This window comes from Pseudoalteromonas sp. SWN29 (assembly GCF_015864465.1).
GTDB lineage: Bacteria > Pseudomonadota > Gammaproteobacteria > Enterobacterales > Alteromonadaceae > Pseudoalteromonas.
The window spans coordinates 49,337-74,824 of the sequence record NZ_JADYXE010000005.1 but is presented as its reverse complement, the minus strand read 5'-3'; the positions used below and the strand labels follow the sequence as shown (position 1 = coordinate 74,824).

General features: G+C 38.4%; 24 protein-coding genes. 19 read left to right on the top strand and 5 right to left on the bottom strand.

Going from position 1 to position 25,488, the window contains the following annotated elements; translation table 11 throughout:
- Positions 1-5 precede the first annotated feature (5 nt).
- The 11 genes from I6F53_RS03035 (at position 6) to I6F53_RS02985 (ending at position 14,877) form a co-directional block, all read left to right on the top strand.
- Positions 6-1,100, top strand: a complete 1,095-nt coding sequence (locus tag I6F53_RS03035) for a GGDEF domain-containing protein (protein WP_197238435.1) — start codon at positions 6-8, stop codon at positions 1,098-1,100.
- Positions 1,101-1,109: 9 nt separating this feature from the next.
- The gene (locus I6F53_RS03030; protein ID WP_197180602.1) at positions 1,110-1,724 is read left to right on the top strand and encodes a DsbA family protein; all 615 of its coding nucleotides are present in this window, start codon (positions 1,110-1,112) and stop codon (positions 1,722-1,724) included.
- Between the two features lie 241 nt (positions 1,725-1,965).
- Positions 1,966-2,718 (top strand): DUF3450 domain-containing protein, encoded by a 753-nt coding sequence (locus tag I6F53_RS03025; protein ID WP_008169959.1) that lies wholly within the window; start codon positions 1,966-1,968, stop codon positions 2,716-2,718.
- Between the two features lie 10 nt (positions 2,719-2,728).
- Positions 2,729-4,096, top strand: a complete 1,368-nt coding sequence (locus I6F53_RS03020) for a MotA/TolQ/ExbB proton channel family protein (RefSeq protein WP_197180600.1) — start codon at positions 2,729-2,731, stop codon at positions 4,094-4,096.
- Positions 4,097-4,099: 3 nt separating this feature from the next.
- Positions 4,100-4,627, top strand: a complete 528-nt coding sequence (locus I6F53_RS03015; RefSeq protein ID WP_197238434.1) for a MotA/TolQ/ExbB proton channel family protein — start codon at positions 4,100-4,102, stop codon at positions 4,625-4,627.
- 54 nt (positions 4,628-4,681) lie between these two features.
- A complete protein-coding gene (locus I6F53_RS03010; protein WP_197238433.1) occupies positions 4,682-5,095 on the top strand; it encodes an ExbD/TolR family protein in 414 nt (137 codons plus the stop codon).
- Between the two features lie 12 nt (positions 5,096-5,107).
- Complete coding sequence (locus I6F53_RS03005) at positions 5,108-5,713, top strand: energy transducer TonB (protein WP_197238469.1); 606 nt, start codon at positions 5,108-5,110, stop codon at positions 5,711-5,713.
- Between the two features lie 69 nt (positions 5,714-5,782).
- On the top strand, positions 5,783-7,111 hold the full coding sequence (locus I6F53_RS03000; RefSeq protein WP_197238468.1) for a tetratricopeptide repeat protein: 1,329 nt from the start codon (positions 5,783-5,785) through the stop codon (positions 7,109-7,111).
- A 298-nt stretch (positions 7,112-7,409) separates the two neighbouring features.
- On the top strand, positions 7,410-9,011 hold the full coding sequence (locus I6F53_RS02995; RefSeq protein ID WP_197238432.1) for a hypothetical protein: 1,602 nt from the start codon (positions 7,410-7,412) through the stop codon (positions 9,009-9,011).
- A gap of 97 nt (positions 9,012-9,108) precedes the next feature.
- Positions 9,109-11,826 (top strand): TonB-dependent receptor plug domain-containing protein, encoded by a 2,718-nt coding sequence (locus I6F53_RS02990; RefSeq protein ID WP_197238431.1) that lies wholly within the window; start codon positions 9,109-9,111, stop codon positions 11,824-11,826.
- Positions 11,827-12,297: 471 nt separating this feature from the next.
- Positions 12,298-14,877: an AAA family ATPase gene (locus I6F53_RS02985; RefSeq protein WP_197238429.1), complete on the top strand. Its 2,580-nt coding sequence runs from the start codon at positions 12,298-12,300 to the stop codon at positions 14,875-14,877.
- A 199-nt stretch (positions 14,878-15,076) separates the two neighbouring features.
- On the opposite strand, the gene I6F53_RS02980 is transcribed toward I6F53_RS02985, so the two are convergent.
- Positions 15,077-15,361, bottom strand: coding sequence for a hypothetical protein (locus tag I6F53_RS02980; protein ID WP_231616525.1), 285 nt, complete (start codon positions 15,359-15,361; stop codon positions 15,077-15,079).
- A gap of 218 nt (positions 15,362-15,579) precedes the next feature.
- Between I6F53_RS02980 and asd the strand changes: the two genes are divergently transcribed.
- The 3 genes from asd (at position 15,580) to I6F53_RS02965 (ending at position 20,299) form a co-directional block, all read left to right on the top strand.
- Positions 15,580-16,719, top strand: coding sequence for an aspartate-semialdehyde dehydrogenase (gene asd / locus I6F53_RS02975; RefSeq protein ID WP_197238428.1), 1,140 nt, complete (start codon positions 15,580-15,582; stop codon positions 16,717-16,719).
- A 336-nt stretch (positions 16,720-17,055) separates the two neighbouring features.
- Positions 17,056-18,945 (top strand): putative bifunctional diguanylate cyclase/phosphodiesterase, encoded by a 1,890-nt coding sequence (locus I6F53_RS02970; protein ID WP_231616524.1) that lies wholly within the window; start codon positions 17,056-17,058, stop codon positions 18,943-18,945.
- Between the two features lie 229 nt (positions 18,946-19,174).
- A complete protein-coding gene (locus I6F53_RS02965) occupies positions 19,175-20,299 on the top strand; it encodes a DUF748 domain-containing protein (RefSeq protein ID WP_197238425.1) in 1,125 nt (374 codons plus the stop codon).
- 87 nt (positions 20,300-20,386) lie between these two features.
- On the opposite strand, the gene I6F53_RS02960 is transcribed toward I6F53_RS02965, so the two are convergent.
- On the bottom strand, positions 20,387-21,196 hold the full coding sequence (locus I6F53_RS02960) for an ion transporter (RefSeq protein WP_197238424.1): 810 nt from the start codon (positions 21,194-21,196) through the stop codon (positions 20,387-20,389).
- A 100-nt stretch (positions 21,197-21,296) separates the two neighbouring features.
- Between I6F53_RS02960 and I6F53_RS02955 the strand changes: the two genes are divergently transcribed.
- From I6F53_RS02955 to I6F53_RS02935, 5 genes are all read left to right on the top strand, one after another.
- Positions 21,297-21,509: a hypothetical protein gene (locus tag I6F53_RS02955; RefSeq protein ID WP_197238423.1), complete on the top strand. Its 213-nt coding sequence runs from the start codon at positions 21,297-21,299 to the stop codon at positions 21,507-21,509.
- A 15-nt stretch (positions 21,510-21,524) separates the two neighbouring features.
- Positions 21,525-21,806 carry a hypothetical protein gene (locus tag I6F53_RS02950; protein WP_197238422.1) on the top strand — a complete coding sequence of 94 codons (282 nt, stop codon included), beginning with the start codon at positions 21,525-21,527 and terminating at the stop codon, positions 21,804-21,806.
- Between the two features lie 68 nt (positions 21,807-21,874).
- The gene (locus I6F53_RS02945; RefSeq protein WP_197238420.1) at positions 21,875-22,066 is read left to right on the top strand and encodes a YwbE family protein; all 192 of its coding nucleotides are present in this window, start codon (positions 21,875-21,877) and stop codon (positions 22,064-22,066) included.
- On the top strand, positions 22,066-22,584 hold the full coding sequence (locus I6F53_RS02940; RefSeq protein WP_166420847.1) for a DUF4240 domain-containing protein: 519 nt from the start codon (positions 22,066-22,068) through the stop codon (positions 22,582-22,584). The genes I6F53_RS02945 and I6F53_RS02940 overlap by 1 nt, the downstream gene beginning before the upstream one ends.
- 198 nt (positions 22,585-22,782) lie before the next feature.
- Positions 22,783-23,244 carry a hypothetical protein gene (locus I6F53_RS02935; protein WP_197238419.1) on the top strand — a complete coding sequence of 154 codons (462 nt, stop codon included), beginning with the start codon at positions 22,783-22,785 and terminating at the stop codon, positions 23,242-23,244.
- A gap of 19 nt (positions 23,245-23,263) precedes the next feature.
- Here I6F53_RS02935 and I6F53_RS02930 read toward each other — a convergent pair whose 3' ends face one another.
- The 3 genes from I6F53_RS02930 to I6F53_RS02920 all read right to left on the bottom strand — a co-directional run bounded on the left by I6F53_RS02930 (position 23,264) and on the right by I6F53_RS02920 (position 25,455).
- On the bottom strand, positions 23,264-24,523 hold the full coding sequence (locus I6F53_RS02930) for a Y-family DNA polymerase (protein ID WP_197238417.1): 1,260 nt from the start codon (positions 24,521-24,523) through the stop codon (positions 23,264-23,266).
- 26 nt (positions 24,524-24,549) lie between these two features.
- On the bottom strand, positions 24,550-24,954 hold the full coding sequence (locus tag I6F53_RS02925; RefSeq protein WP_166420845.1) for a S24 family peptidase: 405 nt from the start codon (positions 24,952-24,954) through the stop codon (positions 24,550-24,552).
- 81 nt (positions 24,955-25,035) lie between these two features.
- Entirely contained in the window at positions 25,036-25,455 is a 420-nt protein-coding gene (locus tag I6F53_RS02920) for a MarR family winged helix-turn-helix transcriptional regulator (RefSeq protein ID WP_166420844.1), read from the bottom strand.
- Between the last annotated feature and the right edge of the window lie 33 nt (positions 25,456-25,488).

Genomic DNA, 25,488 nt, shown 5'->3' with positions numbered 1-25,488 from the left:
AATTAATGACTAAAAAAAATGTAAATAAACCAAACTGGCTCAGTCTAATAAATATCGACAGTGTTTATAGCTCAGACAAACAGCGCAAAGCGTTTTCTTTATTTACCATGATTGGGATATCAATTGTGGTGATTGCAGTATTAGTGTTTTTGAATTATAAGCTTTACTCACCGATACTCACTGTTTCATTAATTATCGTTAACATTACAAATATAAGCTGTTCTATCTACTTTATAAGAACGGGTAATCTTCAAGTAGTGGCATTAATAAGTATGAGCATTGTGTGCATTATGTTTGTTGCACTTGTTTATACCGGTGGTAAAGATAACACCGCGCTATATTGGCTTATGTTTTATCCTGTAGTGACGTTTGCATCTTTAGGGGTCAGATTAGGTGCTTGGTTAGGTTTTACTTTACTGTTTTCTTGTATTGTTATTTTATACGGCCCTGACTTTGGTCAAGTTACTTATGGCAATGTAGAAAAAACACGATTTATAGCGTCCTTTTCTATGGTGTTTTTATTCTCATTTATTGGTGAGTATTTTAGGCATAAAAGCCATATGGCAATTGCCGATATTACGCTAGAGCAAAAACAACATGCGTACACAGATCCCCTTACTGGCATGGCAAACAGACGTTTTATTACCTCTCATTTTTTAAAGCTTGCACAAACACGCCCAGATCAGTACTTACCTTTTTCAATTTTGTTAATAGATTTAGATAACTTCAAATCTTTAAACGATACGCATGGTCACGATTTTGGTGATACGGTATTGATTGAATTTACCAAGCTTTTGGAATCTCAGTTTTTGGCAACGTCCCTAAAGGCGCGTTATGGTGGCGAAGAATTTGTTGTTATCTTGCCACAAATGCTCATCGCTCAAGCAACAGTATTAGCTAATAAATTTCGTGAAGCTGTTGCAGGGCATGTTATGTTGACTGATGATAAACAACGCATTTCAATCACTTGTAGTATTGGTATTTCCCAAGTAAATAAAGTAACTGATTATGATGATTCGTTAAAACAAGCTGATGAAGCTCTTTATAGTGCAAAGGCTGCTGGTCGTAATAGTGTCGTTTCAAGCCCAATTTCTAGCTGAAGGATTAATATGTCTCAAAGTAAATTAATTTATGTTCATGACCCAATGTGTAGCTGGTGTTGGGGTTACTCACCAACATGGCTTAAGCTAAAATCAGAGCTTGCTGGTAAAGTAGCAATTGAATATAAAGTGGGTGGATTAGCACCTGATAGCCAAGACCCAATGCCGCAAAATATGAAAGAGATGCTTGAGGGTACTTGGCATAAAATTTCAGCGCAGTTAGGTACGCAATTTAATTATGACTTTTGGCGTAATTGCCAGCCAAGGCGTTCAACGTATCCGGCCTGTAGAGCTGCACTTATAGCACGTAAAGCGGATAAAGAAGCCGACATGGTTGCTGCTATTCAACATGCTTATTACCTAAACGCGCAGAACCCGTCAGATGAAAGTACATTAATTAGTTTGGCTGAAAAGATTGGCTTAGATAAAAATGAGTTTACCGCGCAGCTAACGTCAAGCGAGCTTAATGAGGAACTCAAAGCAGAGTTATCATTTGTTCGTACATTACCTATTCAAGGTTTTCCCTCACTCTTGCTAATAAAAGATAATAAAGCATACCCAATTGAAATAAATTACACCGATTGGCACTATTCCCTTAATCAAATTAATTCAATTTTAAAATAACCCAGCCTGTTTATAGGGCATTTGGTTAACAAATGCTCTTATCATCTTAAAAATCCCCTCGTAAGTCTTAATTATTACCACTGTCATAAAAGCGACTTTTTTGCGCAACATCCTTGTCATGTTTCATCTATAAACTCCTGCTCATTGAAATTCTAAAGTCATAAATTATTTATAGAACTTAATTTATTGCTTTAAAAAACAAACTAGCAAATCCGCTAACTAACGAGTAAAGGTGTATGCGATGAAAGGCGTTAAACCATTAATCTTAGCTGGTATTGTGGCCGCAAGTGCAGCAGTACACGCAAATGATTTAGATAAGGTTATTGATAAAAGCAGTGAAATTAATAAATCAGCTGCGCAATCACAAACAAAAATAGACAAGATTGCAGATTCAATGCAAGGACGTTTACAGCAATTTAAAACCCTCAATAAAGAAATTGATGGTTTAGCTGTTTACAACGCTCAGCTAACTAAACAGTTAAATAATCAAGTAGAAGAGATGGAATCTTTAAACCTGTCTATGGATCAGGTTTCTATTATTGAACGTCAAATTACGCCGCTAATGCTTAGAATGATTGAAGGCCTTGAGCAGTTTGTATCTTTAGATATTCCATTTTTAGCTGATGAGCGCACTAAGCGCGTTACGTCTTTAAATGAAATGATGAATCGTGCAGATATCAACTCAAGCGAAAAATTTCGCCGTGTGCTTGAAGCCTACCAAGTTGAAGTTGACTACGGACGTACTATCGAAGCTTATACCGCACTTTTAAATGTGGATGATAAAGAGCGTGAAGTCGACTTTTTACGCATTGGCCGTTTAGAGCTTATTTATTTAACACGTGATGGTAAAAAAGCCGGTAGTTGGAATGCAGATACAAAATCATTCGAAGCATTACCAGATTCTACAATAAGCCAAATAAATAAAGGCTTACGTATTGCGCGTAAGCAACTAGCCCCAGATATGTTAACTCTGCCAGTACATGCAGCAGAATAAGAGGTTGAAAATGAAATTGTTTACTCAAATGACAAAAATAGCTCTTTTTGCTGCAAGCCTAAGCATTACTGGCGCAAGTGTAGCGGCAGAGCCAATGAACCTAGATTCATTACTTAAAACGCTCGAAAATGGTAAATCAGCACAAAGCGAGCAAAACAAGCAACGTGAACAAGAGTTTGCTGCTCGTCAAAACGAACAAGTACAAATGCTTAAAAATACCCAAGCTAAGCGTAATCAAATGCTGGTGGAATCTGAGCGTTTAGAAACACAGTTTGAAGAAAACGAAGTAAAACTAGCTAACCTAACAGACACGCTTTCTAAACGTATGGGCTCGCTAAAAGAGTTATTTGGTGTGTTACAGCAAGTAGCGGGTGATTCTAGTAATAAATTTGCGACATCGATTGTGTCGGCTCAAATAGACGGCCGCAGTACGTTTATGGATGAACTTGCTCAAAAAATGGGTTCAACGTCAAAACTTGCTTCAATAGAAGATATTGAAAAAGTATGGTTTGAACTACAACGTGAAATGACCGAGCAAGGCAAGGTAAGCCGCTTTAACGCAAGCGTTATTGTTGAAGGTGGCACTAAAGCACAGCAAGAAGTGGTTCGAGTGGGTGCATTCAACCTTATATCAAACGGCAAATACTTAGAATTTAATCCATCGACTAATTCTTTGAGTGAGTTAACACGCCAACCTGTATCGCGCTTTACAGCAACAGCAGAAGAGCTACAAAACACTAAAAGCGGTGTAGTGCAATTTGCACTTGACCCAACAGGCGGCTCTATTCTTGGTTTATTAGTACAAGCACCAGATACGCAAGAGCGTGTTCATCAAGGTGGGACTGTTGGTTATGTGATTTTAGGCGTGGGTGTTATTGCACTTCTTATATCACTTGAGCGTTTTTTCTCATTATTGATTATGGGCGGTAAAATTCGTCGTCAACTTAAAGATAGTGTTGCACGTGATGACAATCCGCTTGGACGTGTGATGAAAGTAAAAGATCAATTCCCAAGTGTTTCACACGACACACTTGAGCTTAAACTAAGTGAAGCTATTTTACGTGAAATGCCAAAAGTGACACGTAACCTAACACTTATCAAAATCATATCGGTTGTTGCGCCGCTACTTGGTTTATTAGGTACGGTAACCGGGATGATCAATACATTCCAAGCAATCACCTTGTTTGGTACTGGGGATCCTAAGCTTATGGCGGGTGGTATTTCTCAAGCACTAGTAACAACGGTATTGGGCTTAGTTGTGGCAATTCCGACGGTATTTTTATACACCTTACTTAATACGCGCGCTAAAAATATCTTGCTTACTATTCAAGAGCAGAGCGCCGGTATTATCGCAGAGCGTAGCGAGAAGGGAGCATAAACCATGGTGCTATTGATTGATTCAATCAATGCTATCCGTGATTTTCTCGACACTGGTGGCCAGGTTCTCTTGGTCATCGGGGTGTTAATCTTCGCGATGTGGTTATTGATACTCGAGCGATTTATTTATTTTTTCAACGGTTTTCGAAGCTATAAACAGGGTGTGAAAACCGATTGGATTAACCGCGCAGAACGTAATAGTTGGAACGCAGAGCAAATACGCGAGGCAATAATATCGCGAGCTGGTATGCGCTTAAATACAAACCTTTCTTTGATTAACGTAATGGTTGCCTTGTGCCCGTTACTTGGTTTGTTAGGCACCGTAACAGGAATGATAGAAGTATTTGATGTTATGGCAATAACAGGTACAGGCAGTGCGCGCTCAATGGCTTCAGGTGTATCTAAAGCGACTATTCCGACAATGGCAGGCATGGTTGGTGCGTTATCTGGAGTATTTGCCTCAACGTATTTACAACGAAAAGCTAAGCGCGAAGTAGAACTACTACAAGACACTATGGTTTTAGACCATTAAGCAAAATTTTGATAAGCGGCTATTAATAAAGCCGCTCATCCTAGGAGAATAAAAATGAGAGCCCCGTTAGGAAACCTACTTCAAGAAGACGAAGCTGAAGAAATAAACATGACTCCAATGCTAGACGTTGTATTTATCATGCTTATTTTCTTTATTGTAACTGCCTCTTTTGTTAAAGAAGCCGGTATTGATGTAAACCGCCCAGAAGCCGCAACAGCGGTTAAAAAAGAGCGCGCTAATATCCTTGTAGCGATTTCTGATACAGGCGAAATTTGGATTAATAAACGCCAAATTGATGTACGCGCAGTACAAGCAAATATTGAGCGATTAAAAGCCGAGAATCCACAAGGTAGCGTTGTTATTCAAGCGGATAAAAAAGCGACTACCGAAATGTTAATTAAGGTAATGGATGCCTCGCGCGCGGCGGGTGCATTTGATGTATCAATTGCCGCACAAGATGCGTCGTAAGGGCTAGTTATGTTGCGATATTTAGTTGCATTAGTGATAGCCGGTGTAGTGACCTTTATGCTGTTTTTAGGTATGCAGGCGCTTATTACTGGTGGTGAAGGCGCTATGACAGACCCGGTAAAGGGTAACGTACTTGATTTTGTTCGCTTGAAAAAAGAAGAAACCGTACAAAAAAAAGAGCGTAAACCTCAAAAACCACCAACACCAAAAGAGCCGCCACCGCCTATGGAGTCGCCGCAAATGCAAAGTAGCGATGCAACAGCAAATGCTAATAACTTTGATTTTGCTGCCAATGTAGATGCAGATGTAAATTTAGCCGGAGGGTTAGCACTAGAGACAAGTGACGGTGAATATTTACCGATAGTAAAAGTGGCCCCTGTTTATCCGCGTCGTGCGTTATCTCGTGGCATAGAAGGCTACGTTATTGTTGAATTCATAGTAACTAAACAAGGCACTGTACGCGACCCGCAAGTGATTAAAGCAGAGCCTGAGTCACTCTTTGACAGAGCGGCCATGGATGCAGCCCTTAAATTTAAATATAAACCACGTGTAGTAAGCGGTGAAGCCGTTGAAGTAGCGGGTGTTCAGAACAAAATATCTTTCCAAATTAGCGGTTAATTTAGTAATTAACCACGAGTAAACGGACAGAAATGCGAGGCGATTATGAAACCATTTATTAAATCAGTTATGAAATTAAACCCAACAACTAAAATTTTAAAAGTTACACTATTTTGTACTGCTGCAGTAAGTACAAGCATTGTAACTCCAAGTGCTCTAAATATGTTACCTGGCGTTAATTTGGCAAGTGTATATGCAGAGCCAGAACAAAAAACTAAACGTGTGCCAGCGCTTCGCGAAAAGGTTTACAGCCAGCTTGCTCGTGCACAAAAACTGGCTGACGATGGCGATGTTAAAGCAGGCCTTGAAGCGCTTGATTCTATACAAGAGCGAGCTTCAAGCATGAACTCATATGAAGTTGCGATGATGCATAACTTTTATGGCTTTATTTATTACAACGAAAACGATTTACCAAAAGCGATAGCTTCGTTTGAAAAGGTGGTCGCAGAGGAAGCCATTCCGGAGTCGCTACGTTTAAGTACTACTTTTAGTTTGGCGCAACTGGCTATGGCTAATAGTGATTACACTAAAGTTATCGCATTTTTAGATGACTGGGACACTATTAACACTAAGCCTAAAACAGAAGCTTATTACTTGTTAAGAGCCCAAACTTATTATCAGTTAAAAGATTATGAGAAAGGGCTTGAGTATATATCTCAGGTTATTGCACTGAGCGATAATGAAGGCAAAGCGCCTAAAGAGAATTGGTTAGTGCTACAACGTGCCATGTACTACTCACTTAATAAAACAGCTAAAGTAGTTGCTGTACTTGAGCGCTTAGTAAAACTTTATAACAAACCAGAGTATTGGGTGCAGTTATCGGGTATGTATGGCGAAACAGGACAAGAAAAGCAACAACTTGCCGTAATAGAAGCCGCTTATCAGCAAGGATTTTTAACCTCTAAATCTGATTTACGCCAATTAGCACAAGTGTATTTATATAACGGCTTAGCGTTTAAAGCTGCAGACGTTATGAGCGATGCGATTGAAAAAGGGATTGCAGAGCAAAATGCTAAAAATTATGCCTTTGTAGCAGAGGCGATGATCCAAGCAAAAGAAGACGAAAAATCAATAAAATACTTTGTAAAAGCTGCCGATTTATCACCCAGTGGTAAGTATGACCAACGCCTAGCTGAAGTGTATGTTAACACCGAGCAATACGAGGAAGCGGCCGATGCAGCGCGTAAAGCACTTAATAAAGGTTCACTTGATTTTGAATCAAATGCATTTGTTGCCTTAGGTATGGCTCAGTACAACTTACAAAATTTTGATGCCTCTATTTTAGCGTTTGAACAAGCCGAAAAACATAAAAAATCCCAGCGTTTAGCGCAGCAATGGATTAAATATGTAAAGCGCGAGAAAGTGCATGCAGAAACACTTAGAACAGCCTTACTGTAAATTTCAATAATTCCTGCAAACGTATAAGTAGGAATTATAAAACCATTTCATAATCGCAATACTAAACCGCCTCATGGCGGTTTTTTTGTTGCTATAAAAAGTAACCAATTGATTTTATGAAAGTTAACATTGTCATCTTACGGTTATCAAACTGTAACTACTTTGTCATATCACTACAGTATCTTACCTGCATTCGATAACTCAAGTCACCTTAATGCATGAGTATCGTGCTTTAAAGTGACTTAAGTTTTTACTTAATACGCTAACAAAATAATTAAATACTTTAACGGAGTGAACAATGAAATTATCTGATTTATTCAAGGTCAGCCTAGTAGCAACTGCAATGACTCTAGCTGGCTGTGGCGGCGATATCGAAATTACACCCACTGTAAACGATAACAGCTCTACAACAGATAACAGTGTTAATAATTCAAATAATACAGCGGGTTCAACGGCTGATGAAGACGCTGAATGTGCAAGCTATGAATCAGATGCAGGTACGGTAACGGGTGTCGTTAGCGGAATTGACTGTTTATATAATGACTCATTTGCTAGCAAAACAATTTCTATTACAAATAACATTACGTTTAAAGAATTGCCAGGCGGCGGTGTTCACGTTTTTGATGACGCCCTGCAAATTGGCGAAGACGGCAGCACGGTTGATGGTTTTGAAATTCCAGCGAATGGTCCAACGATGACCGTTGAGCCTGGTGCGGTGTTAGCTTTTGGTTCAGGTGAAGCTATTTTACGCGTTGCACGCGGTGCAAAAATTCAAGCTGTAGGTACGCAAGACAAGCCTGTTGTATTTACATCAGCGAATGCGTTTGACCGCTTTGATACCGCTGGCGAAGGTGCACGTTACGCTGACTGGGGCGGTATTATTATTAATGGTAACGGCATTACTGACCAATGTACCGATGCAGAACGCGGTGGCGCTACATGTAACGTCGCTTCAGAAGGTATTACAAGTTACTTTGGTGGTAACAATAATGCAGATTCTAGTGGCAATATTAAATGGGCTAAAATTTGGTATGCGGGTTCGGGTCCACGTGTTGGTGGTGAAGGCGACGATTTAAATTCTTTAACACTTAATGCTGTAGGTTCTGGTTCTGAGTTTGATTATTTACATATTCACCAAGGTTTTGATGATGGTATCGAAATTTTTGGTGGTGCTACAACGCTTAAACATGTTGCAGTAACAGATACGCAAGATGATTCATTTGACTTTGATGCAGGTTGGCAGGGTAAAGCTCAATACTTATTTATCCAGCACGGTACTGTAACGTTAAATGACGGCACAGTTGTAAACATGGGTAACAATGGCTTTGAATCTGATGGCGTTAAAGGTGCATCTTCTGAGCAAGTATCTCCCTCTAACCCGACTGTTGCAAACGTTACTGTAATTACGACTGATGGCAACTCTGTGCGCGATGATGACCCTTCACAAGCATACAAGTTTGATGATCAGTTCAATTCAAGTATTTACAACGCCGTTATTATTAAGAAAAACGCGACAAATACACAGTGTATTCAATTCTCTGGTGACGGCGAAAAGCAAGCTGACAAAATTTCATTTACAAGTTCTGTCATGGCGTGCTCTGCAAACTTTACTGATACAGATACCTTTGCAAGTGGACCATTAGAAGGTCAAACCAAAACAGCATGGTTTGAAAATGGCGGTGCTAATCAAATTCTAACGGATGACGTGGTGCTTCTTGCTGATAATGGTTTTGCAACTAACACAGCAGCTAGCGAAGTAACGGTTACGGCCACTGATTTAAGTGCAACAGATTCATTCTTTGAAAACGTTAACTATATTGGTGCAGTATCGGATCAGGATACAGATTCTAGCTGGTATAAATGGGTTCAAACGGCTGTTACAGCAGCTAATGCTGACTAACTAAGTACTGCATTTATAACCTCTAATTAAAGGCGCCTTGTGGCTTGTATATTAAGCGTAAGGCGCCTCTTTTGTATAACCTGATTAGGATTATCTCATGTCTAAAAAACATAGACTCAATCAAATTACTTGGGCAATTGGCTTAGGCTTAGCTGCACAGTCTACAAGTCTTATGGCCGCCCAATCGGATGAACAGTTTACTAATTCACAAGAAATAGAAGAAGTTGTTGCTGTAGGTACGCGCTTACAAGGCAGCGCAGCCGCTGTTGTTGAAGAGCGTAAAAACCAAGCGTTTGTTGCCGATATTTTAGGTTCTGAACAATTAGCACGTACAGGCGATAGCGATGCTGCATCTGCACTTAGGCGAGTAACAGGCTTGACGTTAGTAGATGGTAAGTTTATTTACGTACGTGGCTTAGGTGAGCGTTATTCAAGTGCTCGATTAAATGGTGCTTATATTCCAAGCCCTGATTTAACACGTAATGTAATCCCACTAGATATATTTCCTGCCAGTATTATTGAGAGTATGGCTGTTCAAAAAGCGTATTCGCCAGATATGCCAGCTGCGTTTGGTGGCGGTAATATTGATATAAGAACTAAAACAGCGCCAAGTGAATTTACAGCAGGATTTGAAGTAGGCGTAGGATACGATACGGCATCAGGCGATGGATTTACATATAATCGTAATGAAGAGGGTATCCCAGAGGCTTTAAACAATGCGATTTCACAATACCGAGGTAACTTTGGTATTGGTAATATAGTAAGTCGTGAAGGTTTTGTTGATGCTGAGCAAACCCGCGCTGAGCAAGCGACAGCGATTAACAATGCATTGTTAAAGTCACTGCCACGTGGGTATGAGCTAAAAGAGGAATCGTTAGACCCTCGTTATAATGTTAAAGCGCATTATGGCGATAGCTTTGAAGAGTCTTACTTTGGCGGAAAATTTGGCTTTTTACTGGCTGGTGCATATAAAAATGAGTGGGATTTTGAAGAGCGTTTTAGCTCTGTAATTACTCAAGATCTTGAAAACCAGGATGGTTCAATTGATTGTACAACATCGCTTGCCACCGCAGATGATGTATCTAACTCGTGCTACAACACAGTCAAAAATTCACAGGTAACTACTGAGACGCAAAGTTATAACGGATCGCTTAGCCTTTCTTATTCGCTTGGCACACATAGTATTTCGGCTCAACAGCTTTATATTATTGATAATGAGGACGAGTCAGAAATTGCTATTTCGCAAAGCCCTGCCGGTAGCTCTACGTTTAGTATTGCAGGCGATGGCGTTGCAAATCGTAATCATGCGTTTAATTACGAAGAACGTCAGTTAAATATTACTCAATTTATTGGCCAACATACCTTTTTAGATTACATGGGAATAGGTGCTGATTGGCAATACACTGAAGCTAAAGCAACGACAGATATTCCTACCAGTGCGGATTTTGAATTTCGTGATAGTTATAATAACGATGGCAGCTATGCGGGTTCTACTATAACCGGTGATGATAACCGCGTAATTATGTCGTACACAAATATGCAAGAGCGCGTTAAGTCCTACGGCGGTAACCTTACCTTGCCACTGTCTTTTGACGCGATGGAAGTTGAGTTTAAGTTTGGTTACGATTTCTCTGATAGGGCACGACTATTTAATACCTCAAGTTTTGCTATTAATAACAGTGGTGGCTCGGGTATTTCAATTAATGATGGAAGTGCTGATCCACTTAATAACAGTGGCTTTTTAACAGACGACTTCATTAATAACAACGCCATTTTAGTTGATTTTAATGAGCCAACAGCGCCTGATGCCGACGATTACATTGCCGCTCAAAAAGTTGATGCCGGCTATGCGTCGTTTGATGTTTTTTACGATCAATGGATAAGAGTCAGTGGTGGTATTCGTTATGAAGAATTTAAGCAAACATCCATTGGTACATCGAGCCTTATTTTTGATCAGCAAGATTTAAATACTTTTTACGATCCTGAAAAAATTGAAGCGGGTTCTATTGTCACAGATGATTGGTATCCAGCATTGTCTGTTACTTACGTAGGCAGTGACGATTATCAAATTCGTTTAGGTTATGGCGAAACGGTTGTTCGACCTGACTTTCGTGAAGTTGTACCGGTAACTTATTATGACCCATTAACTGATATCAGAACATTTGGCCGTACAGGCATAAAAAGTAGTCCTATTAAAAACTATGACTTACGTTATGAGTATTACGGGCAAGCAGGTAATTCATTTAGCGTAGCTGCCTTTTATAAAGACATAACTGCGCCTATCGAAACTGTACTAAATATTGGTGATGAAGATTACTCTGCGTCATTTATTAATGGTGAAACTGCTGAGGTTTACGGTATTGAGGCTGAATGGCTTCAGGACCTAACGTTTGCTGCAGAAGGTTTATTTACCAGTGGTAACATTACGATAAGTGATTCTGAGGCGTCTATTGACCCGGCACTGGCTGGTACGTTAACTAATCCTAAAAAGCGTATGACTGGTCACTCTCAATATGTAGTTAACTTACAACTTAATTATGATTCACTTGATGGTATGCACAGTAGCTCACTAGTTTATAACGTATTTGGTGAGCGCATATTAGCAGCTGGTGTGGCTAATCGTGATGATGCCTACGAGCAGCCATTTCATTCACTTGATTTAGTTTATACTTTTTATCCTGACTTTAACTCTAAGGTTAAATTTAAAGTTAAAAACTTATTAGATGAAGATCAAGAAGTCACACAATCAGATATTATTGTTCGCTCTAAAGAGCAGGGTATTACCTTTGACTTAAGTTACAGCTACGAGTTTTAAGCGTTTACTTTAGCTAATAAAACCTGATGAATTATGCATTAGCCCTGTACTTTGTACGGGGTTTTTTATTTAGAGCCTAAGGGTCATATTCTGAAGGAGTCACATAACTTCTAAATTACGTAGAACACTATTTTAAATTTTCTACAGGCTAAATGCCGCATATAAGTTTCAATCTGTCGGTCTTACTTTATACCAACGTTTATCGTATTGATAAGGTTCGAAGCTTTCCAGCTCTCGTTCCAAGCGAAACGAAGTCGACAGCTAGCTATATTTACCGTACATTCTCTAATTAATAGGAAAGGTAAAAAATTGGACCGAAACACCTGCTTTAGGTCAACCTAAGCTTTGAGTAAATTATCTTGAAGTTATTTGATTACAAAATTATTCATCAATGGATGTTGTTTTTAATATCAGGATATTCAATTCTTAGTCGAATATTCGTATATTAACGCATGGTACAAAAGGATTTATATGACACAAATAGAGAAAGTTGTTACATGGGTAAATAGCGCTAATAAGCCCCTATGGTGGAGACAGGTAGTCCGCATGGTCATGGGGCAGGGAGGTCTTCAACAGCAAGATTTACAGCTTATTTACCAAGTTGTCAAAATGGAGTTTGGCCTACTTCCACGAACACCTGAATTTCCTAATTACGTTAAACACGTTGCGGTTGCAGGATTTGAAGCTGAAGCTGCACCAGTAACATTAGCAAGCTTAGGCAATGTAAAAAATGTCTCATCGTTAATTGAAAATGTAACACTAAATTTTCCAATTGAGGGTTTAACAGCTGTATATGGAGATAATGGTGCTGGTAAATCAAGTTATGCAAAAATACTTAAAAGTGCATGTTTAACTCGTGGTGATATTCCTGTTATTTCGACTAATGCTTTTAACCCTTCTGCTGTCCCATCACAAGCTACCTTAGGTATTTCAGTTGACGGAGCTCCAATAGTTGAAAATATCTGGACTGTTGGTGGCGAACCAAATCCTGAGTTAAAGTCTATAAGGATTTTTGATTCTCATTCAGCAACAAATTACATTTCAAAAACGGATAGTGTTGAGTACAAGCCTGCAGAAGTAAAATTACTGGATGAGCTGAGTCGTGCTTGCCAATTTGTGAAAGGCGCATTGACACTTGAAGTGGTTCCATTTAACAGACCATACATAATACCTGATTTAAATCCACACTCTAAGGTGAGTACTTTCTGTAACTCACTAGCAACAGCCAGTGAAGCTACATTATATGCTCATTGCGGCGGTGAAAATGAGTTGCCAGAAATAGCACAATTAGAGAAGGACTTAGCAGAGCTAAACGGAAAAACACCTGCTCAATTAAAAGCTTTTTATGCAACCAAATTAAAACATCGTGAACCGTTACTTAATTTTCTTAACAACCTATATGAAAAACTAAATGATGTTAATGTAACCCAAATTGGTGTTTTATATGATGATAAATTAACTAAATTAAAAGTTGCTGAGAATGTAAGGCAGAATACTTTAAATGGTTTACCAATTAAAGGTATCGGGAATGATGCCTGGAAAGAAATGTGGAACCATGCGCAGAACTTCATAATGGGTAATGGTGATGATAAAACTTTCCCACCAGTTAAAAATGAACACTGTCCTACTTGCTTACAACCGATAGGAAGTCAAGCTGCGGAAAGGATGGCTAGGTTCAATGATTATATTACTAATCAGTCTCAGGTAGATGCTGATAAGGCAACTGCGGCTCTAATCTTACAGGTGAATCTCATAACTCAATTGAGTTTTGACCTTAAACCGTATGAAGGTATTTTTGAGGAAATACGGCAATCTGCACCTGATGCCATAGAGCAATTCAACATCTGTATACAGCAGTTGTTTGATAGGAAGAACAACCTAAGTTCTGCTAACCCAACATTTACTCATCCAGCACTCGATATGAGATTTTTACAACGACTATCTAAGCAAGTCGAAACGTTAAAAGTAAGAAGGGATGGTGTTGCTGATGACGGTACGTTAGCTCAGATGATTAAGCTTAGTCAGGTCCGATTGATGGAGCTTGAAGATCGACAGAGGTTATCTGCGCATAAAGATAACATCCTTATTGAAATAAACCGTATTAAGATATTTGGCTGTTTTAACTCAGCTCTAGCTACAACTAACCTTTCACTTATTACGCGGTTTATATCCGAGTTGGCTAAAACTGGTAGTTTGGGGGTAATTAATGCCGCATTTACCAAAGAGTTAGTAGCGTTAAACTTTAAAAGCTTTGATGTAGAAACTAAAACTCAAGGTTCTGCTGGTCAACAGAAGTTGACTCTACAGATTTCAAGGAATGCGTCTAAGATAGGACATATCGCCAGTGAGGGCGAGCAAAAGTGTATAGCTCTAGCAGGTTTTATGGCTGAGTTAACGATTGATAATCGAAAGTCTGCCATTATTTTTGATGATCCAGTCAATTCCTTAGATCATAAGTGGAGGCGCAAGTTTGCTAAACGTATTGCAGATGAAGCACTACATAGGCAGGTGATCGTACTTACGCACGACTTGCCGTTCTTGATGATGTTAAGTGAGGAATCCTCAAACCCGATTAATATCCAGTCTATCACTCGTAGAGGGAATTTCTCTGGATTCCCGCAAGGAAGTCCACCTTGGGATGCTTTAAAAACTTTAGACAGGATAGGCCAGTTGAAACAGTTAGAAGTAGAGCTTCGTCGGTACACTAAACGTGATGACTTTATTGAAGATATGTATAGTCGAGATGCTAAACATATTTATGGAAAAATGCGTGAAACGTGGGAGAGGTTAGTTGAAGAATGGCTAATTAGAAATGTTGTGCAGCGGTTTAGTCGTGTTGTTCAAACGCTAAATATACGATATATAGTTGATAGTACACCAGAGGATGTAGCTACTATTAGTGCTGGTATGGGGAAATGTAGTACTTACTTTGAAGGTCACGATACCGCTACTGGTTTGGGTGTTACGCAAATGCCAGATATTGATGAATTGCTGGCTGATATAACAGCACTTGATGTGTATTTTAAGGAATTAAAAAAACGCAGGTCATGAAGCCAAAAGGAATCAGATTTTGACTTCATACATCGCAATCATTAACTGGATGCTTATTACTCTTAGCTGTATGTTTAGTTAGATTAGAATCTCACTTCTACACTATCAAAATTGATATGAACCACGACACCTAAAGTAGGCAATAGTTATTTGCCCTGTATTTAATGCGGGGCTTTTTGGGTTTTATATTTTGCCAATTTTATTGGCACTTTATAGTTGCATAGAGCTGATAACATTGATTTTTACTACAAGTACTTTTTATGCCCCATGATTGGTTATACCAATCGAAGTATCCATAGGCGCTTCCATCCTCTCCGCAAGTAACAGTACTTCCAGAGGTTTCTAGGTTGTGACCACGCACTTCACAATATTGATTTCCATTTGTCGGTCCCACAATAAATGGCTTTAAGTTTCCATTTATCCATACTTGTGGGTTGTAATAAGTTGTTGCGGTATTGACTAATACGGCTTGTTGCTCTCCCATATCTATTTCTGAGCGTGGTAAATATAAGTTTCAACAAGGTTAAGCTTTTATTAAAGTTTAAAATAAGCACAGTCTGTCTTTGCATTTTTTACACTATGAAAAAAATTTGAGTTCTACTTTATTCGCTAGTTTTAGCCGTCTACGAGTGTTAGTTTAGCGTTAATGAAAATTAAATCTCACGCAATGAATTTAATTTTTAATGTATTAAGGCATCTTTTATGAATCAAACAGTGGAACAAACAATGAAAAAAGTAGGATTAGTCGGTTGGCGTGGCATGGTTGGCTCTGTGTTATTAGAACGTATGCAGCAGCAAAGTGACTTTGCACTTATCGACACCACCTTTTTCACAACCTCACAAGCGGGTCAATTAGGCCCTGATATAGCAGGTAATGCAAAACCATTACTAGATGCAAGTGACGTATTTGAGCTTGCAAAAATGGATATTATTGTTACTTGCCAAGGCGGTGATTACACCAATACGGTTTACCCTAAGCTTCGTGAATCGGGTTGGGATGGTTACTGGATTGATGCAGCTTCAGCACTGCGTATGAGTGAGGACAGCATAATAGTGCTTGATCCTGTAAACAAAGATGTAATTGAACAAGGCTTAGCGCAAGGCGTTAAAACCTTTGTGGGCGGTAACTGTACTGTATCGCTGATGTTACTTGCATTAGGTGGTTTATTTGAGCAAGACCTAATTGAATGGGTAAGCCCAATGACTTACCAAGCGGCGTCGGGCGCTGGTGCACGAAATATGAAAGAGCTTATTGCACAAATGGGCGCTATTCATGCAAGTGTTGCAGATAAACTAGATAACCCAAGCTCTGCTATTTTAGAAATTGATAAAATAGTAAGCGAAACAATGGCATCAAAAGATTTACCACAAGATCAATTTGGCGTGCCACTAGCGGGTAGCTTAATCCCATGGATTGACGTGCCTATGCCAAGTGGTCAATCTAAAGAAGAATGGAAAGCGCAAGTAGAAGCCAATAAAATATTAGGTTCTTCTAAGCAACCAGTGCCAATTGACGGTTTATGTGTACGTATTGGTGCTATGCGTTGTCACTCTCAAGCGATGACCATTAAATTACGTGAAGATATTAGCGTAGAAAAAATTGAAGAAATATTAGCGTCTCATAACGAGTGGGTTAAGGTTATTCCGAACGAGCGCGAAATTAGCTCAACAGATTTAACACCCGTTAAAGTAACAGGCACTTTAAGCATTCCTGTTGGCCGTATTCGTAAATTAGCGATGGGGCCAAAGTACATTAGTGCATTTACAGTAGGCGATCAGCTTTTATGGGGAGCGGCAGAGCCACTTCGTCGTATGCTACGCATTATTGTTGATGGTGAGTAATACCAATTCGCAATAATACTTGATCAATTTGAGGGGTTAACTGACACTAACTACGTTAAAAATTTCTGATTTTGAACAACTAAATAACGAAATTTTTGCTTTGTTATCGACACGATTTTCTTCTCTCAAAATAGATCTCTTAATTAAGCGAGTTGGTATAATATATAATCAGTATTAACAAAAAGGGTTGGCAAATTGCTAACCCTTTTTCGTTTAATGGCTTATAAAACCGCTTAAGAGGCTTAAACAATACTTTTTTATGAATGTTCACTGTTGTTTATTATTGAACTTAAGTAAACTGTTTACACTGTGCAACAGCCTATTCAAGTAACATTAATGACTTCTCACATAAATAATTTTGCCAATAAGCGGTTAGCATTTGTTAGCTCTTATTTTATTTCTGCAATCGCTATAAATACGGTTGTTTCTTGTTTTCTTATTTTTAGCAGTATTAATCACAGTGCCTCTCAAGAAAAACTTTACTGGTTTTTTACGCTAACGCTTATTTCGTTACTTCGAATAGTTAGTCATGTATTTGTTAACAAAATACACCCTTTTAAATATCAGTTGTATTTTATTGGTTTATTATTAACAGCTTTAACGTGGGCTGCTTTCCCGATTTTGTTTTATGAAAACATGGGAATACAGGAGAAATTTGTCTCTCTGGTTGTTTTTAGCTCCCTAGCTGGTGGCGGTGTTAATGTTTTAGCCTCTGATATTCGCTCATCACTGTCGTACATAACCTGCTTGTTGGTTCCATTTAGTATTTTATTACTTTTACAGCCAATAGAAGATGAAAATGTATTAGGTGTTTTAGGACTCGTTTTATGGTTTATATTGTGTTTTGTAACGGCTATACGCAGTGCAAAAGATGTAAAGTCATCTATTAATAACGAACTTAAGTTAGATCAATTCATTGAAAACTTAGAAAATGAAGTGCAAGTTCGTACTGAACAAATAATCCTTTTAGAGCAAAAAGACAATCTAACTAAATTGTTTAACAGGGGGAGTTTTGTTTCTAATGTTGAACTAGATTTAGCCGATCAAAACGATGATATTAAAGCTGTTTTATTTTTAGATATGGATGACTTTAAAATCATCAACGATAAATATGGCCATGATTTTGGTGACTTTGTATTAGCCCAAACAGGTAAACGCTTAGTTGAAACGCAAACCCAAGGCGACTTTATTGCGTGTAGGTGGGGAGGGGATGAGTTTATTTTTTATTCTCGAAGTAACACCGAAGATGAACTTTTTGACTGTGTTTTTAGATTAGTTAAAACTTTAACGAAAACAGTGAGTATGGATAGCTATCAAGTAAACCCCTCTTTTAAGGTTGGGCTGTATTTTACGCGCGAAAATTTTGTTCTTGAAGACGCGATTAAATACGCTGATGTGGCTATGTATGAAGGTAAGAAAAGCCGTAACGAAATATCGGTATTTGACGAGCGGATGCATGAATCGCTTAAAAGAGAAGAAGTACTTCGTAGTTCTATTAAAGAATGTCTAGAAAAAGGTGATTTTCATCTTTGCTATCAACCTATTGTTGATATAGCTACAAATGAAATAACCACGTTTGAAGTACTGCTTCGTTGGCAATTTAATGATGAATTTATTCCGCCTTCAGAATTTATAGATATTGCTGAGCGATATGGAAAAATTAATATATTAGGTGAGTTTGTACTTGAGCAAGCTATTGCGAGCCTAAGTAAGTTAAATGCGGTAAATAGTAAGATTGGATTGTCTATTAATGTGTCTGTGTTGCAACTAGAAAACCATAACTTTTTAGAATTTTTGGTTGGGCTTTTAAATAGATACGCCGTTAAACCATACAATGTCCATTTAGAAATAACAGAAACAGTGATGATTAAAAATTTACCGTATTTGTCAAAAGTGATTACGGCCATAAAAAATACCGGTGTACGTATCTCTATTGACGACTTTGGTACTGGGTTTTCTTCTATATCGGTTTTAAAAGAGCTATCAGTTGATTATATTAAAATAGATAAATCTTACATTGATAATATTTGTGAATGCTCAAAAGATAAAAGTATTGTATCTGCGGTAACTAATATGTCGCATATGATTGGTTGCCAAGTAATAGCGGAGGGCGTAGAAAACACAGCCCAGTTAACGCTATTACAAAGCTTACAAATTGATAAATACCAGGGCTTTATATTCAGTAAACCGGTTAGGTTTGAGCAAGCTCTATCCTTGATATATTAAAGGTACTAGCTGTTTTTATTTAGTTAAGCATTGCTGCATAAACCCAATTTTTGTAGCAATTTTAAATTGGTATAACCTTTGCTGTTAATACTTAAATTAGCCACTTTGACTTCAGTTAGGCTATTAACGATGTGTTTTAAATACGATATACGTAGTGTTATTACAATTTCGCGTAATTCTTACATGTTTAAAATGCTCATTTTTAAGGTATTAGGTAAAGGAAATTATAATGAGCTCGGTTTCTAATGTATTTCATAGCAAATGGTTTAACTCATTGGCGGCTATCTTATTAGTCCTTATTATTGCCAGAATAGCCGCGCCTTATGTAGTTCAATACTACGTAAATTATCAGCTAAAACATACACAAGGTGTTACAGGGCATGTGGGCGATGTAGATTTATTTTTATATCGTGGCGCTTACGCAATTGACGACGTTGAAATTTATGCTGTTGATGCAACCTCAGCTCCTAAGCCTTTATTGAGCATTCAAACGCTTGATTTTTCACTTGCGTGGTCAGCCCTTTTAAAGGGCAATTTAGTAACAAACATGGCCTTTACGCGCCCTGAAATAGTTATTTACGATAAAGACCCCAATGCTTCTGAGCAAAATCAACAAGTAAAAGACGAAACTACCTGGGTAGGGCTCGCTAATAATTTAGTACTTTTTTCTATTGATACCTTAACCATTGAGAAAGGAAAGCTATCTTTAGTTAACTCAACGAATAGCGGTGAAAACCCCACCTTTATATCAAATATTAATGCCAAGATTGAAAACATAACCAACGCACAAAATCTATCAAAAACACTTGTAACCACTATGAACGTGGAGGGGGCATTAATGGGGGAGGCTGCATTAAAGCTTAATGGCAAGCTTGACCCTTTTAGCAAACAGGCTAATTTTGATTTAAACGCAGAGGTACAGCGTTTTTCAGTTAAAAATTTAGACACTGTATTTAAAGTGTATACACCGTTTGATATTGAAGCCGGTGGCATTGATGGATCAATGGAGCTTGTAGCTAAAGATAATAACTTAAATGGTTATGTAAAAGCGGGCGTTCAAAACTTGAGTGTGTTTTCGTGGCGTGAAGATATAGAAAAAGATGACGATAGAATATTTACGGCCATATTTGAAGGCAGTGTTGATTTGCTCAGCTCTATACTTGAAAACGATGAATCTAAGCTTGTAGCTGCACGTATTCCCATAGAGGGGCAATTGGATAATGCAGATGTATCGACTTTCCAAGCCGTTATTTCGGTGCTAAAAAATGCCTTTTTTGATGCCTTTAAAATGAAAGTCGACAACGTTATTTCTTTTGAAGATACAGATAATAAATCTAATACCGAGGGAAATTAAAGCGCTTTGGTAATTTTAGTTTAATTAGAACTTTAAACGGCACCCACTTTTTAAACTTTAAGTGGGTGCTTTAGTACTCTTATCAGATTAGTTTTTGCGGTTACTCAATAGCTCTTTAAGCTCAGCAATTTGTGATTGCAGCTCGTTTACTTGCCCTTGCGTTGCAGGTAATGAGCTATCATCTGCGAGCTCCTCTCGCGCTTTACGGTGCTCCTCACTCATTACTTCTAAAATGGCACCTACCATCATGTTTAAAAATACAAATGCGGTTAAAAATATAAACGTAAGGTAATAAATCCAGCTTAGTTCGTACACCGCCATTGTTTCGTACATTATGTCGGTCCAATCTTCAAATGTTGCCACCCTAAATAGGGTTAGCATAGAGATTGATACGTCTTGCCAAAGTACGGGGTTTATTTCAGCAAACATCATGCTGCCCATTGCTGCGTATATATAAAAAATAACAAACATTAATAGGGCTATATAACCCATTTGCGGAATAGCTTTGAGGAGTGAATTAACCAATAAGCGCAGCTCTGGGATCATCGATACCAATCGCAAGACTCTAAATATGCGCAGTAGACGAGCAATTAACATAGTAGAGCCAGCAGCAGGATATAAACTGCCCAATACTATGATGGTGTCGAATATGTTCCACCCCTTCGAAAAGAAGTGTTTTATGCCTTTGCTTGCAACAAAGCGGATTACTAGCTCAATTAAAAAGAATGCGGTAATACCAACGTCCATCCAATTTAGAGCAAGCTCTACGGTAGGATGTAGTGAGTAAGTGTGTGCACCTACTGTAAGAGCAGAAACAATAATTACAGCTATAACAAATGATTGAAATATCTTGCTTTTGTCTATACGCTGAAACAACTTTTGTAACTGCGACATCATAGTAATAGATCCTTTGGATATTAAGATTTTATGGCGCTAATATACAATAGTATTGTAATAATTTAACGCTTTTTCGATATAGAAAGTGTAAGGAAATTTAATGTTTATCAATAAACTAAAAAGTAGCGCATTACTTATTGCTGGGGCATGTGTTTTGGCTGGTTGTAGCTCTGATTCGCGTTTTCATGAAGTCCAATCGGCGCGCCTTGATGAATGTAACTATAAAGCTGACAAAGAATATTACGAATGCCTAGATAAACAAGACTCTAACTACGAAGAGTTTAAAAAACAGCAACAAACAGAGACTAAATAAGTAACCTTTATATTTATGACTAAAACTCAAAAACAGCGCGATAAGCACATTCGTTTAGCACTCACTAATGCATGCGAAGCAATAAAAGAAACAGTAACAGGGCTTGATTACTTAACACACACCATTGATTTAAATAACGAGGCCAATACGTTAAAAGTAAAGTGCTATTTTAATGATGATATAGCCCTTGAAAGTGCAAAACCGCAACTTAGCGAATTAACAGCTATTATACTTAACGAGTTAGCAGTTATTAAGTTGAACGCAAAACCAACACATATTTCATTTTCAGCTAATTAACAAGGCTTTTGTTGGTTTGATAGCACATGGACGTTATAATTAGATAAATTATTTTTAGGGTTTAAATTATGGCTGTTCCTACGCGTTCGCAAATTTCACCAGGTATCACAGTAAATATTGTATTAAAAGAAGATCAACGCAACGGTACGTTAACCGAAGGTGTTGTTGAGCGTCTTTTAACAAAATCACCTAATCACCCACACGGCATTAAAGTGCGTTTAGAAGATGGTCAGGTTGGCCGAGTAAAAGAGATTTTATAATGGCAGCGTTAACAGAACAGGCTTTTTGGGAATTAGTAACAACGCCTGATTTAGGGCTCGATCCGCAAAGTGTCAGCGATAACCTAAAAACTAAACTTAATGATTTAAGCGATCAGCACCTTATTGATTTTGATAAGCACTTTGGCATACATATGCGCAAATGCTTTACTTGGGATTTGTTTGGCGCCGCCTTTGTTATGGCTGGATGTAACGACGATTACGGTTTTAGCGAATTTAGATGTTGGTTAATTTCGCGCGGTAAAACAGTATTCGAAAATGCCTTAGAAAATGCTGACTCAATTGCGCAATGTACGCCTGTTTATTACTTAAACGAGCAGCCTTATCCGTACATTGATGAGTATGATTTAATAGCCGGTTTATTATTTGAAGAACGCAGCGAAGACGAATTACCGTTTATCCCATCTGGCAGCGACGAGCCTAAAGGTAAACGCTTTAAAGACAAACCTAAGTTTTTAAAGCAAAACTACCCACTATTATTTGCAAAATACTGGCAGTAATGTGTATTTAATCGTTTTGTTGTTTCGGTACGTATTTAACAGCGTACGTTACAACAAAATGATTAGTTGTGGTATCTAAGTGCTGTAGCACGACTTCTCTCCTTTTATAGTAAATCTCTGTTATAGTTGTAAAAAGTTAAGTAGATAAGCATTTTTAGCTTATCTAACACATTAACTCTCGAAGGATACACACACGCAATGAAATATATAACATTTGCTTTGTTAGCAATTACATTTACAAGTGCTTATGCCTTTAGCGAGCCAAGTAATAAAACGCGATTTATACCGCTTTTAAAGTCAAAATTGGGTGCGTACGACGTTGTTTCAACTAATTCAGGATTATGCGTTAATAGTAACTTAAGCCTAACAGAAGAAAACAACCCGAATAGCGGCTTTAAGTTAGGAGAACAAATTGTATTTGGTCCGCTTCATAACGGTACACAAACAGTAAAAAAACCTGGCTTTTGTTTTATTACCAGCTCATTAAAATATAAAAGTGATGGCCTTGAAAACGGTTTACGAATGAGCCGTTGTGAAAATCCCGCAAACGAGAAAACAATTAGCCAAAGCATTAAATTTTTAGCTGATAACACACTAAAATATACATTGAGCGAACCTAGTGTAGAGTGCACATTTAAAAAATCAGACGAGAGTAAATAAAGTACTTAGTAACATTTAATCATTCGCAGTATATTTTAGGTATATCGCGCCAACGCGTGGTGTACTGCGGCGACAAAAAATCACGGTTCATGTGCCACCGGTCATTTAACTTACTGCTAGCAAGGCTTAGCATCCCTTTTCCATATCGATTATTGATTGTGTCTAGGCATTGCATGAGCTTTGGGTTATCAGGGCTTTTACTAAATAAGTCACTTTGCTGAAACTGCACCGAGGTTAACTCCACCGCGCCCACACCACACTTATAAAACCGAACTCCCGGTTGATAAATTTGATTAAATACCTCAGATACAGCATTTGCCATCACGCAGGTGTCGTTAGTGGGGCTGGCAAATTTATAAACAAATGACTTTTTATAATATCTGTTTTCGTGCGCGCCGCTGGCTGCAAAAATATAAAGCTGGTGAGTGAGTGAACGCTGGGCGCGTAGTTTATTAGCCACTGTAGTTACATGGTTAATAAGGGCTGTTTTAAGCGCGGTTGGCTCACATATTCGCTCACCAAAGCTACGGGTTGAAAATATCTCGCGCTTGTCTTGTCGTACATCGTCCCAATTTAAACACGTTACGCCGTTAAGCTCGCTTACCGTACGCTCAACCACCACACTAAATGCACGGCGCATAGTTTTAGGATTTTGCTGAGCAAGCTCCCACGCCGTGTTTATATCCATTATTTTAAGTTTTTTAGCTAATCGACGGCCTATTCCCCAGACATCTTCGCAGCTCATTCTTTGTAAAATAGCTTGGCGCGTTTGCTCGTTATTTATTACGGCTACACCATTAAAACCACTGAGTTTTTTAGCAGCGTGATTAGCCGCTTTTGCTAACGTTGGGGTAGGGCCAAAGCCTACGCCTACGGGCAACTTTGTTTCTCGCCATACTGTACGCCTTATAACATGGCCGTATTCATGCCAGTCTTTAATCAGTGGTGTGTAGCCGTTAAAGTGCAAAAAGGATTCATCAATACTGTATATGTGTTGTGTATCGCAAAAGCGGCCAATAACATTCATCATCTTGTCGCTTAAATCAGCGTACAGCTCATAATTGCTAGATCGAATAACTACGTTGTTTTGCTCAAGTAAATGCTTAACTTTAAAGTATGGGCCAAATTTAGGAATATTTAAGCGCCGCGCAATAGGGCAAATAGCGCATACACAGCCATCGTTATTAGTAAGTACAACAACGGGCTTGGAGCGAATAGCAGGGTCGAATACTTTTTCGGCACTGGCATAAAACGACACAGCATCAACTAAGGCGTACATTTAAGTAACTCTCATTTGAGCAAATTTCATTTGAGTAAGTCAGGGCTTTGCCTGTGCATTCTTATTGATAGCGTTACTACGCCTTCTAGCTGAAACTCATCTGCAGAGGTTAGTTGTACAGGCTTATGTAAAGAAGACGCTGAAAGTAGCCGCGCATTGGTTTTATCAAGCAGTTTGCATACAAAAAGGCCATTTAAGTTCGCAACAATAACATCACCGTTTTCGGCAGGCTCTGCACGGTCGATAACTAATAAGTCACCTTGAAAAATTCCGACCTCTTGCATAGAGGACCCCGACGCGATACCAATAAACGTGGCATCTGGGTGCTTTATTAATAGCTCATCAAGAGATACACCTAGCTCGGTGTACTGCGCTGCGGGGGATTCAAAACCACACACGCCAGCTTCTATATAAATGGGAATGACAAACATAACACAACCTAAAACGTATATACTGTATAAGTGTACAGTATATGCGTTTGGTGTAAGTTATGCCAAGTAATGAATAGCGGATCAATCCATATTTTTGATCATTTGTTGTGCGGTATTTAAAAAGTCTTTGATTTGCTGAGGGTTTAAATTTTTACACATTTGATTATTTATTTTTTGCTCTGAGGCTAATAGCTTATCAAAAAGAACTTTACCTTCCTCTGTAAGCGACAAAATAAAACAGCGCTTATCGTGCTCACTTGCTTGTTTATCAATAAGGTCTAAGCCAATAAGATCTTTAATTAGCCGTGCTATTTGTGCTTTGTCGCGCTGCGTTTTAGTAACAATATCGTTAGCCGTGCAGTTATTTATGTTCGCGATAATATGTATGCAGCGTACGTGCATAGCATTAATACCCAGTTCGCCTGCATTTATAGCTTCGCGAATTGTTACACGGTAATTTTGCATTAGTTCAAACAAGGTATTTGATAAAGGTGTATTCATAGAACTCTCAATATGGTTGACAAAGTCAATTAA

Excerpts from the sequence above, each read along its gene's own strand:
- I6F53_RS03035 (WP_197238435.1), top strand. The coding sequence starts at position 6 with ATGACTAAAAAAAATGTAAATAAACCAAACTGGCTCAGTCTAATAAAT.
- I6F53_RS03030 (WP_197180602.1), top strand. The coding sequence starts at position 1,110 with ATGTCTCAAAGTAAATTAATTTATGTTCATGACCCAATGTGTAGCTGG.
- I6F53_RS03025 (WP_008169959.1), top strand. The coding sequence starts at position 1,966 with ATGAAAGGCGTTAAACCATTAATCTTAGCTGGTATTGTGGCCGCAAGT.
- I6F53_RS03020 (WP_197180600.1), top strand. The coding sequence starts at position 2,729 with ATGAAATTGTTTACTCAAATGACAAAAATAGCTCTTTTTGCTGCAAGC.
- I6F53_RS03015 (WP_197238434.1), top strand. The coding sequence starts at position 4,100 with ATGGTGCTATTGATTGATTCAATCAATGCTATCCGTGATTTTCTCGAC.
- I6F53_RS03010 (WP_197238433.1), top strand. The coding sequence starts at position 4,682 with ATGAGAGCCCCGTTAGGAAACCTACTTCAAGAAGACGAAGCTGAAGAA.
- I6F53_RS03000 (WP_197238468.1), top strand. The coding sequence starts at position 5,783 with ATGAAATTAAACCCAACAACTAAAATTTTAAAAGTTACACTATTTTGT.
- I6F53_RS02995 (WP_197238432.1), top strand. The coding sequence starts at position 7,410 with ATGAAATTATCTGATTTATTCAAGGTCAGCCTAGTAGCAACTGCAATG.
- I6F53_RS02990 (WP_197238431.1), top strand. The coding sequence starts at position 9,109 with ATGTCTAAAAAACATAGACTCAATCAAATTACTTGGGCAATTGGCTTA.
- I6F53_RS02985 (WP_197238429.1), top strand. The coding sequence starts at position 12,298 with ATGACACAAATAGAGAAAGTTGTTACATGGGTAAATAGCGCTAATAAG.
- I6F53_RS02980 (WP_231616525.1), bottom strand. The coding sequence starts at position 15,361 with ATGGGAGAGCAACAAGCCGTATTAGTCAATACCGCAACAACTTATTAC.
- asd (WP_197238428.1), top strand. The coding sequence starts at position 15,580 with ATGAATCAAACAGTGGAACAAACAATGAAAAAAGTAGGATTAGTCGGT.
- I6F53_RS02970 (WP_231616524.1), top strand. The coding sequence starts at position 17,056 with ATGACTTCTCACATAAATAATTTTGCCAATAAGCGGTTAGCATTTGTT.
- I6F53_RS02965 (WP_197238425.1), top strand. The coding sequence starts at position 19,175 with ATGAGCTCGGTTTCTAATGTATTTCATAGCAAATGGTTTAACTCATTG.
- I6F53_RS02960 (WP_197238424.1), bottom strand. The coding sequence starts at position 21,196 with ATGATGTCGCAGTTACAAAAGTTGTTTCAGCGTATAGACAAAAGCAAG.
- I6F53_RS02955 (WP_197238423.1), top strand. The coding sequence starts at position 21,297 with ATGTTTATCAATAAACTAAAAAGTAGCGCATTACTTATTGCTGGGGCA.
- I6F53_RS02950 (WP_197238422.1), top strand. The coding sequence starts at position 21,525 with ATGACTAAAACTCAAAAACAGCGCGATAAGCACATTCGTTTAGCACTC.
- I6F53_RS02945 (WP_197238420.1), top strand. The coding sequence starts at position 21,875 with ATGGCTGTTCCTACGCGTTCGCAAATTTCACCAGGTATCACAGTAAAT.
- I6F53_RS02940 (WP_166420847.1), top strand. The coding sequence starts at position 22,066 with ATGGCAGCGTTAACAGAACAGGCTTTTTGGGAATTAGTAACAACGCCT.
- I6F53_RS02935 (WP_197238419.1), top strand. The coding sequence starts at position 22,783 with ATGAAATATATAACATTTGCTTTGTTAGCAATTACATTTACAAGTGCT.
- I6F53_RS02930 (WP_197238417.1), bottom strand. The coding sequence starts at position 24,523 with ATGTACGCCTTAGTTGATGCTGTGTCGTTTTATGCCAGTGCCGAAAAA.
- I6F53_RS02925 (WP_166420845.1), bottom strand. The coding sequence starts at position 24,954 with ATGTTTGTCATTCCCATTTATATAGAAGCTGGCGTGTGTGGTTTTGAA.
- I6F53_RS02920 (WP_166420844.1), bottom strand. The coding sequence starts at position 25,455 with ATGAATACACCTTTATCAAATACCTTGTTTGAACTAATGCAAAATTAC.